Raw genomic sequence first — 16,122 nt, 5'->3', positions numbered from 1 at the left:
GCTTCCCATGCCCACCAAAAATCTTAGCGCTAAGCAACCAGAGAGGGATCGCCATGAGCCAACCGATCGCCCACATCCGCACGCTGCGGTCCGTGGAACTGCGCGTGCCCACCGTCGGCGATTCGACCGACTTCTATGAGAACGTGTGGGGCCTGCAGGTCGTCGAGCGCGACACCGGGGCCGCCTGGCTCCGCGGCACCGGCCAACAGCACCATGTGCTCCAGCTGTCGGACGCGGAGCGGAACGGCCTGGGCCGCATCGCCTTCGCCGTCGCCACGCCGCGGGAAGTCGACGAGGCGGCCCGCCGGCTCGAGCAGCGCGGCATGCCCGTCGTCGCCGGCCCCGGCCCGCTCGACCAGGTGGGCGGCGGCTACGGCCTGCGGTTCGTGGACCCGGAGGGACGCCTCATCGAGCTGTCCGCCGACACCCTTGCAGTCACCGAGCGTCGCGCCGACGACACCGCGCCCGTGGGCGTCACCCACGTGGTCCTCAACACCGTGGACATCGACGCCGCCGTGGCCTTCTACACCGATGTCCTCGGCATGCGCGTGTCCGACTGGTCCGAGCATCAGATGGCCTTCCTGCGGTGCAATTCCGACCACCACAGCATCGCGTTCAACCAGGCGCAGTGGACGTCGGTGAACCACGTGGCCTACCAGATGCCCACCGTCGATCACTTCATGCGCGGCATCGGCCGGCTGCGGCACCACGGCATCACGCCGCTGTGGGGACCGGGCCGCCACGGGCCCGGCGACAACACGTTCTCCTACTTCGCCGACCCCGCGGGCCTGGTGTGCGAGTACACGTCCGGGATCGCGCAGGTGGACGAGGACGCGTGGCTCTGCCGAGTGTGGCGTCGCGTGCCCGAGCTGTCAGATACCTGGGGCACCGCCGGGCCCCCATCGAAGGACGTGCGCACCCACATGGCCGGCATCCCCGACCCCGGTCCACTCGCAGACGGCCGCCAGGCCGCCGACGCCGACTCGTTCGCCGCGCCCGCGCCGGAGCCTGCACGATGACCATCCACGTCGACGCCGCGGGTACCGGTCCCGCGCTCCTGATGCTGCACGGCATCGGCGGATCCGCCGACAGCTTCGCCGAGCAGTTCCGCGGAATCCACGGGCTCCGCCTGATCGCCTGGGACGCGCCGGGATACGCGCGCAGCGCCGACCCCGACGCCGCTCCCGGGCTCGACGGGTACGTCGACGCCGCGGCACAGGTCCTCACCGATCATGCCGGTGAGGGCGGCGCCCACGTCCTGGGGATGTCCTGGGGCGGAACCATCGCCATCGGTCTCGCCCTGAAGCACCCGCACCTGGTGCGCAGTCTGATGCTGGGCGACTCGCTCGTCGGATCCGGCGTCACCGCCGAGAAGGCGGACGCGATGCGCGCCCGCGGCGACGAACTCGATGAGCTCGGCGTGCAGGAGTTCGCGGCGCGTCGCGCCCGGCGACTCCTGGCCCCCGGCGCCTCCGAGGGCGCCGTGGCCGCCGCCGCAGCGCGGATGGCGGAGACGATCCGTCTCCCGGGCTACCGCTGGGCCGCGGAATCTCTCGCGGCGACCGACCACACCACGGACCTGCCCCGGATCGCGGCGCCGACCCTCGTACTGTGCGGCGACGAGGACCGCGTCACCGGCAGGGACGCGAGCCAGATCCTCGCCGGCGGCATCCCCGACGCGGTGTTCGTCACCGTGCGCGGCGCCGGCCACCTCGCCAATCAGGAACAGCCCGAGGCGTTCAACGCCTGGATCGAGTCCTTCGTCCAGATCACCGAACGCCTCATGACCCGCTGACCGCGTCAGCACCACCGACCCCACGAGAACACCACACCGAGGAGGAACACCATGACCACCGCGAGCGCTCCCGTCGACTACCTGGAGCAGGACCTCACCGAGTACACCGAATCGCTGATCCTCACCAAGGACAGCCGGTACGAGGACTGGGACACCCTGGGCTTCCAGGCGAAGGCCGGCGACCAGTTCCGCCGCGCGCAGATCCGCTACGTCGGGTCCGGCGCCACCGGCGACCACGCCACCGATTCGCGGACGATCCCGTCCCGCGGCTTCACCTTCTCCAACATGCTGCTACCGCCCGGCGGCGAGGGCCCCGAGCACACCCACCACGACGTGGAGGAGGCGTTCTTCGTCCTCGAGGGCCAGGTCGAGGTGGGTGTGCACCGCGACGGCGAGGTCGTCAAGCGGACCCTCGGCTACCGCGACATGATCGTGGTCCCGGCTGGAGTCCCGCGCAGCCTCAAGAACACCGGCGACACCGACGCCCTGTTCTGCGTGATCATCGGCACGCAGAAGCCGCAGCTACCGACGTACCCCGAGACCTCCGCCATGCACGGCGTCACCCGGGACTAGGCATGACCGCACCCGATCCCGCTCGGCCGCTGACCGGCCGCCGCGTCCTCGTGACCGGCGCCGGCCGCGGCCTGGGCCGCGCCATCGCCGCCCGGCTGGCACGCGCCGGAGCCCGACTCTGGCTCGCCGACGTCCGCACGGACTGGGGTGAGACCGCCGTCGCCGAACTCCGAGCGGAGGGTGTCGAGGCACGCTTCGTTCCGGTCGACCTGCGCAGCGAGGATTCGGTGGCGACGATGGCGGAGACGGTCGCCCGCGAGGCCGCGGCTTCCGGCGGGCCGCTGTACGGGTTGGTCAACAACGCCGCGCTCGCCGACGGGGTCGGCGGCAAGGCGGTGCACGAGCTGGAGGTCTCCGAGTGGGACCGCGTGCTGGGCGTCAACCTGCGCGGCAGCTTCCTGGTGAGCCGTGCGGTGATCCCGCAGCTGATCGCCGGCGGCTCGGGCCGGATCGTCAACATCGGTTCGGACGCGGCGCTCTACGGATCCGGCCGCCTGTGCCACTACATCGCCTCCAAGGGTGGGCTCTCGGCGCTGACCCGGGCGATGGCGCGTGACCTCGGCCCGCACGCGATCACCGTCAACACCGTGTCGCCGGGCCTCACCGAATCCGAGTCCGCCGAGTTCGTGCCCGAGCACCGACACCGTCTGTACCGGGACAACCGGGCGCTCTCCCGCGACCAGCGACCCGAGGACCTGGTCGGCGCCGTGGCGTTCCTGCTCGGCGATGAGGCCGGCTACATCACCGGACAACAGCTCGTGGTCGACGGCGGCTTCGTCTTCCACTGATCATCAACCATCACAACGCAAACGAGGAGATCGACGTGGACCTGTCCCTCAGCGGCCACACCTACCTGGTGACGGGCGGAAGCTCGGGCATCGGCCTGGCGACGGTGCGCTTGCTCCTGGCGGAGGGCGCCAACGTGGCCACCTGCGCCCGCGACGCGTCCCGGCTCGCCGCGGTCCACGAGGGCGCACCGGGCGCGAAGCGCCTCCTCACCACCGCCGCGGACGTCCGCGACCGGGAATCGATGGACCGCGTGATCGCCGCGGCCGACGACCGGTTCGGCGGGCTCGACGGCCTGGTCAACAACGCTGGAGGTTCGCGGATGAAGCCCCGGACCAGGTGACCCTGGACGACTGGCGGGACGAACTGGACCTCAAGTTCGCGGGGGTGCTCAACACCGTCGACGCCGCCCTGCCGCACCTGCGGCGGTCCAGCGCACCGTCGATCGTCAACATCAACGCCGTACTGGCCCGGCAGCCCGAACCGCGCCTGGTGACCACCAGCGCGGCACGGGCCGGCCTGCTCAACCTGTCGAAGTCGATGTCGCTCGAGTTGGCGGCGAGCGGGATCCGAGTGAACTCGGTCGCGCTCGGCCTCGTGGACACCGGCCAGTGGCGCCGCCGCTACGAGGCCGAGGCGACCTCGCGCTCCTTCGCCGAATGGGAGGCCGAGATCGCCGCCGATCGCGGCATCGGCCTCGGCCGGTTCGGCCGCGCCGACGAGGTGGCGCCGATCATCGCGATGCTGCTGTCGCCGGTGTCCTCGTACGTCACCGGTACCACCGTCGAAGTGGACGGCGGCGTCGCCCGCTACGTCTGACCCCGCTCCCCATCAGCCCTCAGCCCCAGGAGAACCCATCATGAACCCGAACGGCGGCGACCTGCTCGTCCAGGTACTGCGCGAGGCCGGTGTCGACACCGTCTTCGGCATCGTCAGCGTCCACAACCAGCCACTGGTGGAGGCGGTCAGCCGGGACCTGCGTTTCGTGCCGGTGCGGCACGAGGCGTCCGCGGTGAACGCCGCCGACGGCTACGCCCGGGCCACCGGCGGGCTCGGCTGCGCCGTCACCAGCACCGGCACGGGCGCGGGCAACGCGGCCGGCGCGCTCGTCGAATCCCTCAGCGCGGGAACGTCCGTGCTGCACGTGACCGGGAACATCGACAGCGCCCACCTGGGGTCGGGGCGTGGATTCATCCACGAGACCAAGGACCAGCTGGGCATGCTCACCGCGGTCTCGCACCATGCGGAGACCATCCTGGACGCCGCGAACGCGGCGAAGCAGCTGCGCGACGGGATCTCCCGGGCGCTCGCCGCGCCGGGCGGCCCCGTCAGCATCGAGTGGCCGATCGACCTGCAGTACGCGGACCAGACCCTCGATCCCGAGGCGCCGCCGGCCGGGCCGCCGCTCCCGCACCGGCCGCGGCCGAGATCCGGGCGGCGGTCGCGCGGCTCCGCGTCTCGCGGCGGCCGGTGATCTGGGCCGGCGGCGGCGCGGCGCGGGCCGGCGCAGCGCTGACGGAGATGGTGCAGCGGTGGGGAATCCCGCTACTCACCAGCAACTCCGGCCGCGGGGCCGTCGACGAGGACCACGAACTCTGCATCGGCAACTACGCCAATTCGCCCTTGGGCCGCGAGCTGCTCGCCGACGCGGACCTGCTGATCAGTCTCGGAACCCACTTCCGCTCCAACGAGACCGGGGACTACACGATGCCGGTGCCCGCCGAGCACGTGCAAGTGGACCTCGACCCGCGCGCGATCGGCCGGGTCTACCCCGCGACCGCGGGCATCGTCGCCGACACCGCCGCGACGCTCCGGGCGCTCCTCGCGGACCCGGAGGCGGTGCCCTCCGTCGACGCGGAGTGGACGGCCCGCGGCCGCGACACGCCGCGACGTGCGGGCCCGGCAGCGCGCCGGCCTCGGCCCGCACGCCGAGCTGCCGGACGCGATCGCCGAGGTGTTCCCGGCCGACGCCGTGGTCGCGCGGGACGTGACCATCGCGTCCAGCTCCTGGGGGAACCGTCTGCTCCCCATCCATGACCCGCGGGCCAACGTCTTTCCCCGCGGCGGCGGCATCGGCCAGGGCCTCGGCATGGCCCTCGGCGCCGCCCTGGCCGACGAGACCCGTCCCACGCTCGGCATCGTCGGCGACGGCGGCCTCGCCGTGCACTTCGGCGAACTGATGACGCTGGCCCAGGAGCGTCCGTGGCTGGTGCTGCTGGTGTTCAACGACCGCGGGTACGGGGTTCTGCGGAACATGCAGGAGAGCCTGGGCCAGCGCCCGTACGGCGTCGACCTTGCCACCCCCGACTTCGCGGCGCTGTCCGCCGCCCTGGGACTCGACTACCGCCGTATCGGCGACGCCGGCGACGCGCGCGCCGTGCTCCGCGACGCGGCCGCCCTGCGCGGTCCGGTCCTCGTCGAGGTCGACCTGGCGAGCTACGGGGACATGCCCGCGCCGTTCACCCTCCGGTCTCCGTACCGGGCAAGGAGGCCTGACGCCGTGCAGGCCACCGCCATCACCATCCCGCACCACGAAGGCAGAAGCTCATGAACGCACCGGAGACCCTCGACCTGTTGGTCCGCCAGATCCGTTGGGAGTCACAGCACGTGGTCTCACTCCTGTTGGAGCAGGCCGACGGCACGTCGCTCCCGGCCTGGGACCCGGGCGCCCACATCGACCTCCACCTCGGATCCGGGCTGATCCGCCAGTACTCGCTGTGCGGGGATCCCGACGACAAGACCCGGTACCGGGTCGCGGTGCTCCGCGAGGAGGCCGGGCACGGCGGCTCGCGGTACGTCCACGAGTCCCTACGGCCGGGCCAGTCGGTGCCGGTGGCCGGCCCGCGCAACAACTTCGACCTCAAGGATTCGCCGCACTACCTGTTCCTGGCGGGCGGCATCGGCATCACCCCGATCCTCGCGATGGTCCGCGAGGCGGAGCGGCGGGGCGCCGACTGGGAACTGCACTACGGCGGTCGCTCCCACGAGAGCATGGCGTTCCTGGGCGAGCTGGCCGAGTACGGGGACCGCGTGCACCTCGTGCCGCAGGACACCTGCGGGATCCTCGACCTGGGCGCGCTCCTCGGCGAGGCCCGGCCGGACACCCTCGTGTACGCCTGCGGCCCGGAGGGGCTCCTCACCGCGGTCGAGGAGCAGGGGACGGCGTGGCCCGACGGGGCCATCCAACTGGAGCGCTTCAAGGCGGCGCCGAGGGAGGTCGGGGCCGACGCCGGCGACACCGAGTTCCGCGTCGTGTGCGAGCAGTCCGAGGTGTCGGTCACCGTAGCGCCCGGGATGTCGATCATGGAGTCGCTCGAGGGAGTGGGCATCGACGTGCCCAACTCCTGCCGCGACGGCATCTGCGGGAGCTGCGAGACCCGCGTCCTGTGCGGCACCCCCGACCACCGCGACTCGATCCTCTCGGCGGCGGAGCAGGAGACCGGCGACACGATGATGTTGTGCGTCTCCCGATCGCTGTCCGACGAGCTGGTCCTCGACATCTGACACCCCGATTTCCGCAGCCCATCAGAACTGGAGAACGAGAGAGATGATCCACACCGACGACGGCCAGTACCTGGTACCGGACCAGGCCCGGACCGCACCGAACACACCGTACGACGAGAAGCTCGCCGGGGCGCTCCGGGAGATCTTCGCGTCGGGGGCGCACGCGCTCGACGCCGTGGTCTCCGGACTCAACGGCATGGGCATCCATGCCCCGGATGGAAACCCCTGGACCAGTGAAACATTCACCGCCGAGATGAGCGTGAAGGGAGCGTAGTCATGGCGAACTACTACACGGAGAAGGGCCTCGACGCGGAGCGGATCCTCGCCACCGGCCTGCGCGACCAGTGGTACGCGATCTGCCCGTCGACCTTCGTCGAACGGGGCGGCATGCGGAGGATCACTCGGTGGGGCCGCGACTGGCTGCTGTTCCGCCGATCCGACGGCGAGGTCAAGATGCTCGCGGACCGGTGCCCGCACCGTGGCGCTCCCCTCTCACAGGGCATGCACCTGGGTGACCGGGTGCAGTGCAAGTACCACGGTGTCCAGGTGGACGGCGACGGCACCGTGGTCGCGGTCCCCGGCATGCCCGGGTGCCCGCTCGAGGGCGAGGACCTGGTGACCAGCCTCCCGGTCCGGGAGGTCGCCGGCGCGATCATGGCGTTCCTGCCCGCCGACCGCGAATCGGAAACAGTGCCGCTGGTCCTCCCGGACCCGCTCGCCGACGCCGAGGTCGAGAACTTCCTGTGCTACGCCGAGTGGAACACCCCCTGGCGCTTCACGCTGGAGAACCTCCTGGACCCCATGCACGGCGCCTACCTGCACGCGGAGTCGCACTCGATGTCCGGCGGCGAATCGTCGGCGCGCTTCCGGATCCGCGAGACCGATCGCGGCTTCTTCTTCGAGAAGACGGACCAGCGCGGCAAGAACTTCGACTGGGTCGAGTACTGCCACACCGGCGCCGACTGGGTCGACCTGTCCATCCCGTACCCGCCGTCGGCGGGACCCGGCGGCGATTTCGGCATCGTCGGCATGGGCACGCCGATCGATGCGGAGCGCACCGCGGTCTTCTTCTGGCGGTACCGCCGGGTGCAGGGCTGGGAGCGCGACGTGTGGCGGTTCCTGTACCGGACCAAGCTGGAGGCCGACCACTGGGTGGTCCTCGAGCAGGACCGGGTGATGTTGGAGGGCATGGCCGCCGATGCGGACGCGGCGGAGAACCTCTACCAGCACGACCTGGGCATCGTCCGGCTGCGCCGACTCTTCAAGGGCAAGGCTCAGGCCCAGGCCAAGGCACTCATCGGGTGACGCGGCGACGCCGGCGGGTCACGCGGAGTCGGACTCCGGCTCCGCACCGCCGGCGGACACGATCGAGCGCTCCAGCGTGGACAGTAGTTCGCCCAGGCTGGAGCGCTCTTCCGCGCTCAGCCCCTCCAGGAGCCGCGCCTCGTTCGCGAAGTGCTCCCGCGCCACGGTGTGAATCTTCTCCAGGCCCGCGTCCGTGAGCCGCACGTAGACCACGCGTCGATCGTCTCTGTCGCGCTCCCGCTCGACCAGTCCCGCGGCCTCGAGCCGGTCGACGCGCAGCGTCACGCCCCCGGTACTGACCAGCGATGCGAGCGCGAGTTCGCGGGACGCCATCTGATACGGCGGGCCCGACCTACGGAGCGTGGCGAGCACGTCGAAGGATGCGAGGTTGATCCCGTGCTTCTCGAAGACGTCGTTGAGCTGCTGGGAGTACAGCAGGTAGGTGCGGTGCAGCCGGCCCAGGACCCCGAGCGGCGACACATCGAGGCCCGGCCAGTTCCGGCCCCATTGCGCGATCGCGAAGTCGACGGTGTCGGGCTCCCGGGGCGTGCGCGACCGCTCCGCCGCCACTCCGGCTCGTCTCTCGCCCATCGCCTTGTCCCTCCCCGCCGCGCGCACGACGCTCGGCTACAGAAATACCACCATCTCGGCGGACGATCCGTTACTACACGCTCGGGATAGCCGCGATCGCATCGATCTCGACCGTCGCGCCGTACGGCAGGCCGGACACCTCGAGGAAGGTCCGCGCCGGCCGCGGCTCGGCGAACAGGCGCTCGAACTGCGCGTTCGCGTCGGCGCGCAGGCTGACATCGGTCACATAGTACGTCAGTTTGACCACATCGGAGAGTGCACCGCCCACTGTGGCCAGGCGCTCCGTCATCCTCGCGATCGCGGCGTCGAGCGCCTCCGTTCGTCCTTTCACCGCCTGTCCTTCCAGATCCACGGAGAGTGCTCCGGACACGAATGCCAGGTTGCCGGCGACGACGGCCGGGCTGTACGGATGGGCCGACGGTGCGCTGAACGGAATGGGGGCGGTCATGATGGCGATCTCCTTCTCGTGGACTTCCGGAGATAGTTTATCGCTAAGTAGTTATTGACTCAATATTCTGCGGGGTCGGACCTTCCGGCAGCAGCGGGGTTCCTTGTGCATCGGGTGACGTGGAGGAGAACAACGCCCTTTCGCCCCGCACGGCCGCGCCTGCGGTTGAATCAGCTCGTGATCGTGGATTGCGCCCACTACCTCGACGGTGCGCGGCAGGCGCAGGAGAAGCTCGCGCCGCTGGACGCCGCGCGCCTGTGCACCACCGACGGGTTCGTGTGGCTGGGCCTGTTCGAGCCGACCACCGACGAGATGGAATCGGTGCGGAAGGCGTTCGACCTGCATGAACTGGCGGTCGAGGACGCCAAGGACTACCACCTGCGGCCCAAGGTCGAGGACTTCGAGGCATCCGTCAAACTCGTTATCCTGCGCACCGCGCGCTACGACGACGACCGCGAGGAGGTGGACTTCGGCGAGATCAGCGTGTTCGTCGGCAGCAACTTCGTGATCACCGTGCGGCAGGGTGTGGCCAGCGAACTCCACCGCGCCCGTACACGGCTCGAGCAGAAGCCCGAACTGCTGCGGCTGGGGACCGACGCGGTGCTGTGGGCGATCCTGGACCAGGTGGTCGACGGCTACGAGCCCGTGGTCGCGGGGCTCGAGCACGACATCGAGCAGATCGAGGCGACGGTGTTCTCGGGTGCGGTCGCGCCCACCGAGCGGATCTACCTGCTGCGCCGCGAGGTGACGAACTTCTACCGCGCCGCGCACCCGCTGCTCGCGGTGGTCAACACCGTCGGCAAGGACCTGGTCGAGCCGCGCCTGGCGCCGTACGTGCGCGACGTCTACGACCGTCTGCAGCTGGTCAACGAGGAGGTCTCCGCGCAGCGCGACCTCCTCGGCACGATCCTGCAGGCCAACATCGCGGTGGTCTCCGTGCAGCAGGCGCACTCGGCGGCCAACCAGAACAAGACGATCGAGCGACTCACCGTGCTGTCCACCATCTTCCTGCCGCTGACCTTCGTCACCGGCTTCTTCGGGCAGAACTTCGGCTGGCTCGTGGAGCACATCGAGGGGTTCCACCACTTCCTCGTGCTGGGCATCGGCTGCTTGCTCACCCCGCTGGTGGTGCTGTGGATGTGGCTACGCCGCCGCCACGACGCCGCGCACAATCCGCTCGCGGACCCCGAGTCGCAGTGAGGCCCGGATGACGGCCACGGCGCGGCGCTAGCCTGGGGTGGTGCGCACTGCGATACCCGCCTGGGAACCGGCCGCGGCCACCGCCCCGGACGCGGACTACGCCGAGCGGCTGGACCGGGCCGCCGGACTCCTGCGCGACCGGCGGATCGTGGCGCTGACCGGGGCCGGGATCTCCACCGCGTCCGGCATCCCGGACTACCGCAGCCCGGGGGCGCCCCGTCGGACCCCGATGACGCTCCAGCAGTTCCTCGGCTCCCCCGAGTTCCGCACCCGCTACTGGGCGCGCAACCACCTCGGCTGGCGGCACATGGACGCCGCTCTCCCCAACGCCGCGCACCGCGCGCTCGCCGCGCTGCCCGGGATGACCGGCGTGATCACGCAGAACGTGGATCTGCTGCACCTGAAGGCCGGCTCGCGCGGCGTGGTGGACCTGCACGGCAATTACGCCCAGGTGCGGTGCCTGAGCTGTGAGAACCGCATCAGCCGGCACCGCCTGCACGCGATTCTCGAGCCGCTCAACGCCGGATTCGTCGCGCGCATCGCGGGGCGCGGCGCGCTCGAGGTGGCACCCGACGCCGACGTGGTGATCGACGACACCGGCGACTTCACCATGATCGACTGTCCCCGCTGCGGCGGCATCCTCAAACCCGACATCGTGTACTTCGGCGAATCCGTGCCCAAGCCGCGCGTCGCGCACGCGTTCTCCATGGTCGACGGCGCCGACGCCCTCCTCGTCCTCGGCACATCACTCACGGTGATGTCCGGCCTGCAGTTCGTGCGGCGCGCGGCCAAGCTGGGCACACCGGTCGTGATCGTCAACCGGGGGCGCACGCGCGGCGACGAGCTGGCCGACGTCACCGTCGACGTGGACGTCGCGACCGCCCTGCACCACCTCGCCACGCACTGACCAGCGCACCGCCGGTGCACCAACTGAGAGGAACGACGTGAGCCCCGAGAGCATCGCCGCCGACCTGCCGCTCGAGGACCGCGCCCGCCTGCTGACCGGTGCGGACTTCTGGACCACCGCCGCAGTGCCGGGGGTGCCGTCGATCGTGCTGACCGACGGCCCCCACGGCGTCCGACGGCAGATGGGCGCCTCCGATCACCTCGGGCTGCACGCCGCCGCGCCCGCGACCTGCTTTCCGCCCGCGGTGGCGATGGGGGCGAGCTGGAACCGGAGCTCGCGCGACGCATCGGCGGCGCGGTGGCGGCGGAGGCGCGGGCCCTCGGCGTCGCCGTCGTGCTCGGCCCGGGCGTGAACATCAAGCGGCACCCGCTCTGCGGCCGCAACTTCGAGTACTACTCGGAGGACCCGCTGCTCGCGGGCGCACTGGGTGCGGCGCAGGTGCAGGGCCTGCAGGACGGCGGCGCGGGCGCCTCGGTCAAGCACTTCGCCCTCAACAATCAGGAGACGGAGCGCATGCGGATCAGCGTCGACGCCGACCCTCGCACCGTCCGCGAGATCTACCTGCCGGCGTTCGAAACGATCGTGCGGGACGCGGCGCCCGCGACGGTCATGTGCTCGTACAACCGCATCGACGGTGTGTACGCCTCCGAGAACCCCTGGCTGCTCACCACCGTGCTGCGCGACGAGTGGGACTACGACGGGCTCGTCGTCTCCGACTGGGGCGCGGTGCACGATCCCGTCGCCGCACTCCTCGCGGGGCTCGGCCTGGAGATGCCGCACGGCCCGAACAGCGCCACGCGGATCGTCGCGGCGGTGCGGTCGGGCGAGCTCGACGAGGCCGTCGTCACCCGCGCGGCGCAGCGCGTGATCGACCTGACCGCGTGGGCACCGTCGGACGATGAGCCCGCGCCGGACCTCGACGCGCACCACGCGCTCGCGCGGGAGGCCGCGGCGGAGTGCGCCGTCCTCCTCCGCAACGAGGGCTCGACGCTTCCGCTCGTGGCCGCCACCCGTTCGGTCGCGGTCGTCGGCGAACTGGCCCGCACCCCGCGCTACCAGGGCGGCGGGTCGAGCCACATCAACGCCACCCGCGTCGATGTGCCGCTCGACGAGATCGCCGCGCGCGGGGCCGGACTGGGCGTCGCGGTGGAGTTCGCGGCGGGCTACGCACTGGACGATTCGGGCGACGCCGAGGCGCTCCGCGCCGACGCCGTCGCGGCGGCCGCGCGTTCGGGCGTGGCCGTGGTCTTCGCCGGGCTCACCGAGGCCGAGGAGTCCGAGGGCTTCGACCGGCCGGACCTGGCGATCGCGGCGCAGCAGGTGGACCTGATCCGCGCGGTCGCCGCCGCCGCGTCGCAGACCGTCGTCGTGCTGGTCGGCGGCGGGGTGGTCGAGCTGGAGGCCTGGCACGACGAGGTGGACGCGATCCTCGAGACGTTCCTCCTCGGCCAGGGCGGCGGGGCGGCGATCGCCGACCTGCTGTTCGGGCTCACGGAACCGTCGGGGCGGCTGGCGGAGACGATCCCGCGCCGCTTGGAGGAGACGCCCGCGTTCGGGAACTTTCCGGGGGAGCTGGGCACCGTGCGCTACGGCGAGGGCCTCCTCGTGGGCTACCGCTGGTACACCACACGCGGCATCGCGCCGCGGTACCCGTTCGGCCACGGCCTGGGGTACACGGACTTCCAGACCACCGAACTCTCTGTCGCCACCGCCGGCCCCGATGCGGCGTCCGCGCGGGTGCGGGTCACGAACACCGGGGAGCGCGCCGGGCAGCACGTCGTGCAGCTGTACGTCGGGAGCGAGGCCGGTGCGGTCCTCCGTCCCCGACGCAGCCTGGCCGGATTCCGCAAAGTCGCGCTGGCGCCCGGCCAATCGACCGTCGTCGAACTGGCTCTGCCGCGCCGTGCGTTCGCGTACTGGGACGCCCGGCGCGGCGACTGGACGGTGGCCGGCGGGCGGTACCGGATCGAGGTCGGGCGCAGCAGCGCCGACATCGAGGTGACGGCCGACGTGCTATTGGACGGCGACACGGTGGTGACGCAGCTCGACCTCGAGTCCACGATCGCGGAGTGGGCCGCGCATCCCGTGGCGGGCGAGGGCTTCCGCGCCGCGCTCGCCCAGTCCGCCGGCGGGATGCCCGTGGACCAGCTGCTGGAGCTGGCCGGGTCGATGCCGCTGGGCAAGGCCCTGGACATGATCCCCGGACCGAGCGGCGACGCCGCGCGTGCCCAGCTGGAAGCCGTGATCGCGGCGCAATGACCGCGGGCCGGCCGCCCCACTCAGAGCCGGTGCTCGATCACAGGCCGGCGCGCGCGAGCGCGTGCGCCGCCTCGTCGCCCTGAGCGACGTCCCGGGCGGAGCAGCACAGCAGGTCGGCGCCGGCGCGCACTGCCGCGACCGCCCGCTGTCCGGTGGAGCCGTACGCGGCGAGGGCGCCCGCCTCCAGCGCGTCGGTGATGATCGTGCCGCCGAAGCCGAGCCGACCGCGCAGGTGGGACTGCAGGATCGTCCGGGACATGCCGGCCGGGTTCGCGGCGTCCAGCGCTGGATAGACGGCCCACGACGGCATCACCATCCGCACCCCGGCCGCGATCGCGGCGACGTACGGAGCCATGTCGACCGACTGCAGCGTCGCGGCCGACTGGTCGACGGTGACCGGGGTCAGGTCCGTGTTCGCGCCCGCCGGAGCCGCGCCCAGGCCCGGGAAGTGTTTGGCGCACGCCGAGATCCCCGCGCCCTGCGCGGCGCGGATGAAGGCCGCGCCGCAGTCCCCCACGACCTTCGGATCGGACGAGAAGCTGCGCTGCGCCGCGTCCAGGAAGTCGCCTGCGGACCGGTGCACGCCCAGCACCGGCGCCAGGTCGCCGGTGATGCCGGCGCCTCCCAGCGCTGCGGCCGCCGCTGCACCCTGCGCCCTCGCCGCGGCCGCGGGGTCGGCCGCGGCGCCGACCTGCTTCGCGGACGCCGACGGGCCGCCGGGAACCCGGTTGACCTGGCCGCCCTCCTGATCGGTGAGCAGCGTCAGCGAGCCCTTCGCCGCTCTGCGGAACTCGGCCGTCACCTCGGCGAGTTGGCCGGCGGACGAGATGTTCTCCGCGAAGAAGATGATGCCGCCGACGCGCCCCTGCGAGACCTTGGTCAACAGCTCCGCGGGCGGCGTGAGGCCGCGGTAGGAGTACACCACCCGCCGCCCGGCGTCCGGTGCCGCCGCGGCTCGCCCCGCGGACACCGCTGTGAGGGTCGTGAGCACGGCACCCGTGCCGCGACGAGGAACGCCCTGCGGTCGAAGTCCACCATGCCCACCGAGGGTACGTGCCGGCCCACGCTGCTCACAGCGGATCCGACGGTGCCGGGGCACGGCCCGTCGTAGCGTGATGCCATGGAGATCCGCGGCGAGGCATTGTTCCGGCACGAACTCGGCGGCCACCTGCGCCGGCTGCGGCACGAGCGCGGCCAGCGGCTCGCCGACGTCGCCGAGCGGGCCGGGATCTCACCGCAGTACCTGTCGGAGATCGAACGGGGGCTGAAGGACCCGTCGAGCGAGATGCTCGCCGCCATCGCGGGGGCGCTCGAGACCGGAGTCGGGGCCATCGCCGTCGAGGTGGGCCGCCGGATGCAGCCGGTCCGTCCGGTACTCCGACTGGACCTGACCCCGGCGATAGGGCCGGCGGCGACGGTGCCGGGAACGCCCCGCCCCGCCTCCCCGGGCCCCGCCTCCTCGCGCTGGCGGCCTGACCCACCCGGGACCCCTGCCCGGGCCCCGTGCCTCCGGCCGTGTGCCGTCAGGCCTCGACGATCACCTCGTCGATCAGCCCGTAGCCGACCGCGTCCTCGGAGGTGAGGACCCGATCGTGATCGGTGTCCGCCCGCAGTTCCTCGGGGGTCCGCCCCGTGTGCCGGGCGAGCACCTGCTCCATCTGCGCGCGGACCCGGATCACCTCCTCCGCCTGCAGGATGAGGTCCGGAATGGTGCCACGCCCCTGCGCCGTGGGTTGGTGCAGGACCACCCGCGAATGCGGCAGGCCCATCCGTCGTCCGGGGGCTCCTCCCGCGAGCAGCACCGCGCCCACCGCGATGGCCTGTCCGACGCAGGTCGTGGCGACCGGCGGCCGGATGTACTGCATCGTGTCGTAGATCGCCAGGGCCGCGCTGGGATCGCCTCCCTCGCAGTTGATGTACAGCTGGATCTCGCCGTCGCCGTCCGAGGCGAGGAAGAGCAACTGCGCGACGATCGCGTTGGCGACGCCCGCGTCGACTCCCGTACCGAGGTAGACCACGCGTTCCGAGAGCAGGTGCGAGTAGACATCGGTGATGCGCTCGCCGTTCGGGCGCCGGTCGATCACGTTGGGGATCGTGTACGTGCTCATCGCGCCGCCCCCGCCAGATCGAATCCCGCGCCGCGGCGCGCGGGCACGACGGTGTCGAAGGAGCCGACGATCTCGTCGATGAAGCCGTATTCGCGCGCCTGCTCCGCGGTGTACCAGCGGTCGTGCAGCGAGTCCTCGAAGACCTCGTCCACCGGCCGCCCGGTGTCCTGCGCGATGAGGCCGAGCACCGTGTCGCGGGTGTGCCGCAGGTCGCCGGCCTGCAACTCGATGTCGACCGCCGTCCCGCCGATGCCCGCGGAGCCCTGGTGCATGAGGACGCGGGCGTGCGGCAACGCGCGGCGCTTGCCCGGGGTGCCGGCGGAGAGCAGGAACTGCCCGCGCTGTACGCGATGCCGAGGACGAGGGTGGAGACGTCGCACGGCACGAGCCGCATCACGTCCCGGATCGCGAGCATCGACGGGACGGAGCCGCCCGGCGAGTGGATCCACAGCGCGATGTCGGACGAGCCGGCGGACGCGAGCGAGAGGATCTGGGTGGCGAGCAGTGCGCCGTTGTCGTCATCGAGCGCACCGTCGAGGACGACGACGCGGCGGTCGTAGAGCTCGCGGCGCACCCGTTCGGTGAAGTGCGGGATCTTCGGGTTATCACTCATGCGCCCATGATGGAACCCCGCTCGCCCTCCGGA

Annotated in this window: 16 protein-coding genes and 3 pseudogenes; 14 read left to right on the top strand and 5 right to left on the bottom strand. The window is 71.7% G+C overall.

The features are described 5' to 3' along the window. Positions 1-53: 53 nt before the first annotated feature. The 9 genes and pseudogenes from MTP03_RS08000 to MTP03_RS07960 all read left to right on the top strand — a co-directional run bounded on the left by MTP03_RS08000 (position 54) and on the right by MTP03_RS07960 (position 7,963). Complete coding sequence (locus MTP03_RS08000) at positions 54-1,019, top strand: VOC family protein (protein WP_248491505.1); 966 nt, start codon at positions 54-56, stop codon at positions 1,017-1,019. Beyond that, on the top strand, positions 1,016-1,795 hold the full coding sequence (locus MTP03_RS07995; RefSeq protein ID WP_248491504.1) for an alpha/beta fold hydrolase: 780 nt from the start codon (positions 1,016-1,018) through the stop codon (positions 1,793-1,795). The genes MTP03_RS08000 and MTP03_RS07995 overlap by 4 nt, the downstream gene beginning before the upstream one ends. 51 nt (positions 1,796-1,846) lie before the next feature. After that, positions 1,847-2,368 carry a cupin domain-containing protein gene (locus MTP03_RS07990; RefSeq protein ID WP_248491503.1) on the top strand — a complete coding sequence of 174 codons (522 nt, stop codon included), beginning with the start codon at positions 1,847-1,849 and terminating at the stop codon, positions 2,366-2,368. Positions 2,369-2,370: 2 nt separating this feature from the next. Further along, positions 2,371-3,156 carry an SDR family oxidoreductase gene (locus tag MTP03_RS07985; RefSeq protein ID WP_248491502.1) on the top strand — a complete coding sequence of 262 codons (786 nt, stop codon included), beginning with the start codon at positions 2,371-2,373 and terminating at the stop codon, positions 3,154-3,156. Positions 3,157-3,191: 35 nt separating this feature from the next. Further along, positions 3,192-3,973 (top strand): annotated as a pseudogene (locus MTP03_RS07980) (SDR family oxidoreductase). Positions 3,974-4,013: 40 nt separating this feature from the next. Beyond that, a pseudogene (locus tag MTP03_RS07975) lies at positions 4,014-5,650 on the top strand (thiamine pyrophosphate-binding protein). A gap of 51 nt (positions 5,651-5,701) precedes the next feature. Beyond that, entirely contained in the window at positions 5,702-6,658 is a 957-nt protein-coding gene (locus tag MTP03_RS07970; protein WP_248491501.1) for a PDR/VanB family oxidoreductase, read from the top strand. 43 nt (positions 6,659-6,701) lie between these two features. Further along, on the top strand, positions 6,702-6,932 hold the full coding sequence (locus MTP03_RS07965) for a recombinase-like helix-turn-helix domain-containing protein (protein WP_248491500.1): 231 nt from the start codon (positions 6,702-6,704) through the stop codon (positions 6,930-6,932). A gap of 2 nt (positions 6,933-6,934) precedes the next feature. After that, positions 6,935-7,963: an aromatic ring-hydroxylating dioxygenase subunit alpha gene (locus MTP03_RS07960; RefSeq protein WP_248491499.1), complete on the top strand. Its 1,029-nt coding sequence runs from the start codon at positions 6,935-6,937 to the stop codon at positions 7,961-7,963. Positions 7,964-7,981: 18 nt separating this feature from the next. On the opposite strand, the gene MTP03_RS07955 is transcribed toward MTP03_RS07960, so the two are convergent. Both MTP03_RS07955 and MTP03_RS07950 read right to left on the bottom strand, forming a co-directional pair. Then, positions 7,982-8,554 (bottom strand): MarR family winged helix-turn-helix transcriptional regulator, encoded by a 573-nt coding sequence (locus MTP03_RS07955; RefSeq protein ID WP_248491498.1) that lies wholly within the window; start codon positions 8,552-8,554, stop codon positions 7,982-7,984. A gap of 73 nt (positions 8,555-8,627) precedes the next feature. Next, positions 8,628-9,002 (bottom strand): RidA family protein, encoded by a 375-nt coding sequence (locus tag MTP03_RS07950; RefSeq protein ID WP_248491497.1) that lies wholly within the window; start codon positions 9,000-9,002, stop codon positions 8,628-8,630. Positions 9,003-9,179: 177 nt separating this feature from the next. Here MTP03_RS07950 and MTP03_RS07945 point away from each other — a divergent pair, with 177 nt between their 5' ends. Genes MTP03_RS07945 through MTP03_RS07930 form a run of 4 tightly spaced genes read left to right on the top strand, consistent with a single transcriptional unit; the run spans position 9,180 to position 13,368 of the window. After that, on the top strand, positions 9,180-10,202 hold the full coding sequence (locus tag MTP03_RS07945) for a magnesium and cobalt transport protein CorA (protein WP_248491496.1): 1,023 nt from the start codon (positions 9,180-9,182) through the stop codon (positions 10,200-10,202). A gap of 40 nt (positions 10,203-10,242) precedes the next feature. Then, positions 10,243-11,109, top strand: a complete 867-nt coding sequence (locus tag MTP03_RS07940) for a Sir2 family NAD-dependent protein deacetylase (protein ID WP_248491495.1) — start codon at positions 10,243-10,245, stop codon at positions 11,107-11,109. Between the two features lie 37 nt (positions 11,110-11,146). Beyond that, positions 11,147-11,461 carry a hypothetical protein gene (locus tag MTP03_RS07935; protein WP_248491494.1) on the top strand — a complete coding sequence of 105 codons (315 nt, stop codon included), beginning with the start codon at positions 11,147-11,149 and terminating at the stop codon, positions 11,459-11,461. Continuing rightward, positions 11,407-13,368, top strand: coding sequence for a beta-glucosidase (locus MTP03_RS07930; RefSeq protein ID WP_248491493.1), 1,962 nt, complete (start codon positions 11,407-11,409; stop codon positions 13,366-13,368). Before MTP03_RS07935 ends, MTP03_RS07930 begins: the two co-directional genes overlap by 55 nt. A 37-nt stretch (positions 13,369-13,405) precedes the next feature. Here MTP03_RS07930 and MTP03_RS07925 read toward each other — a convergent pair whose 3' ends face one another. Continuing rightward, a complete protein-coding gene (locus MTP03_RS07925) occupies positions 13,406-14,338 on the bottom strand; it encodes a glycoside hydrolase family 3 N-terminal domain-containing protein (RefSeq protein WP_248491492.1) in 933 nt (310 codons plus the stop codon). A gap of 150 nt (positions 14,339-14,488) precedes the next feature. Between MTP03_RS07925 and MTP03_RS23535 the strand changes: the two genes are divergently transcribed. Continuing rightward, positions 14,489-14,950 (top strand): helix-turn-helix domain-containing protein, encoded by a 462-nt coding sequence (locus MTP03_RS23535; RefSeq protein WP_371820921.1) that lies wholly within the window; start codon positions 14,489-14,491, stop codon positions 14,948-14,950. On the opposite strand, the gene MTP03_RS07915 is transcribed toward MTP03_RS23535, so the two are convergent. Then, a complete protein-coding gene (locus MTP03_RS07915) occupies positions 14,892-15,476 on the bottom strand; it encodes a ClpP family protease (RefSeq protein WP_248491491.1) in 585 nt (194 codons plus the stop codon). The genes MTP03_RS23535 and MTP03_RS07915 overlap by 59 nt on opposite strands. Beyond that, positions 15,473-16,089: pseudogene (locus MTP03_RS07910) on the bottom strand (ClpP family protease). Before MTP03_RS07910 ends, MTP03_RS07915 begins: the two are co-directional and overlap by 4 nt. Between the last annotated feature and the right edge of the window lie 33 nt (positions 16,090-16,122).

This window comes from Tsukamurella sp. PLM1, assembly GCF_023168325.1.
Classification (GTDB): Bacteria; Actinomycetota; Actinomycetes; order Mycobacteriales; family Mycobacteriaceae; genus Tsukamurella.
The sequence above is the reverse complement of the archived record's forward strand: the minus strand, read 5'-3'. Positions and strand labels throughout refer to the sequence as shown.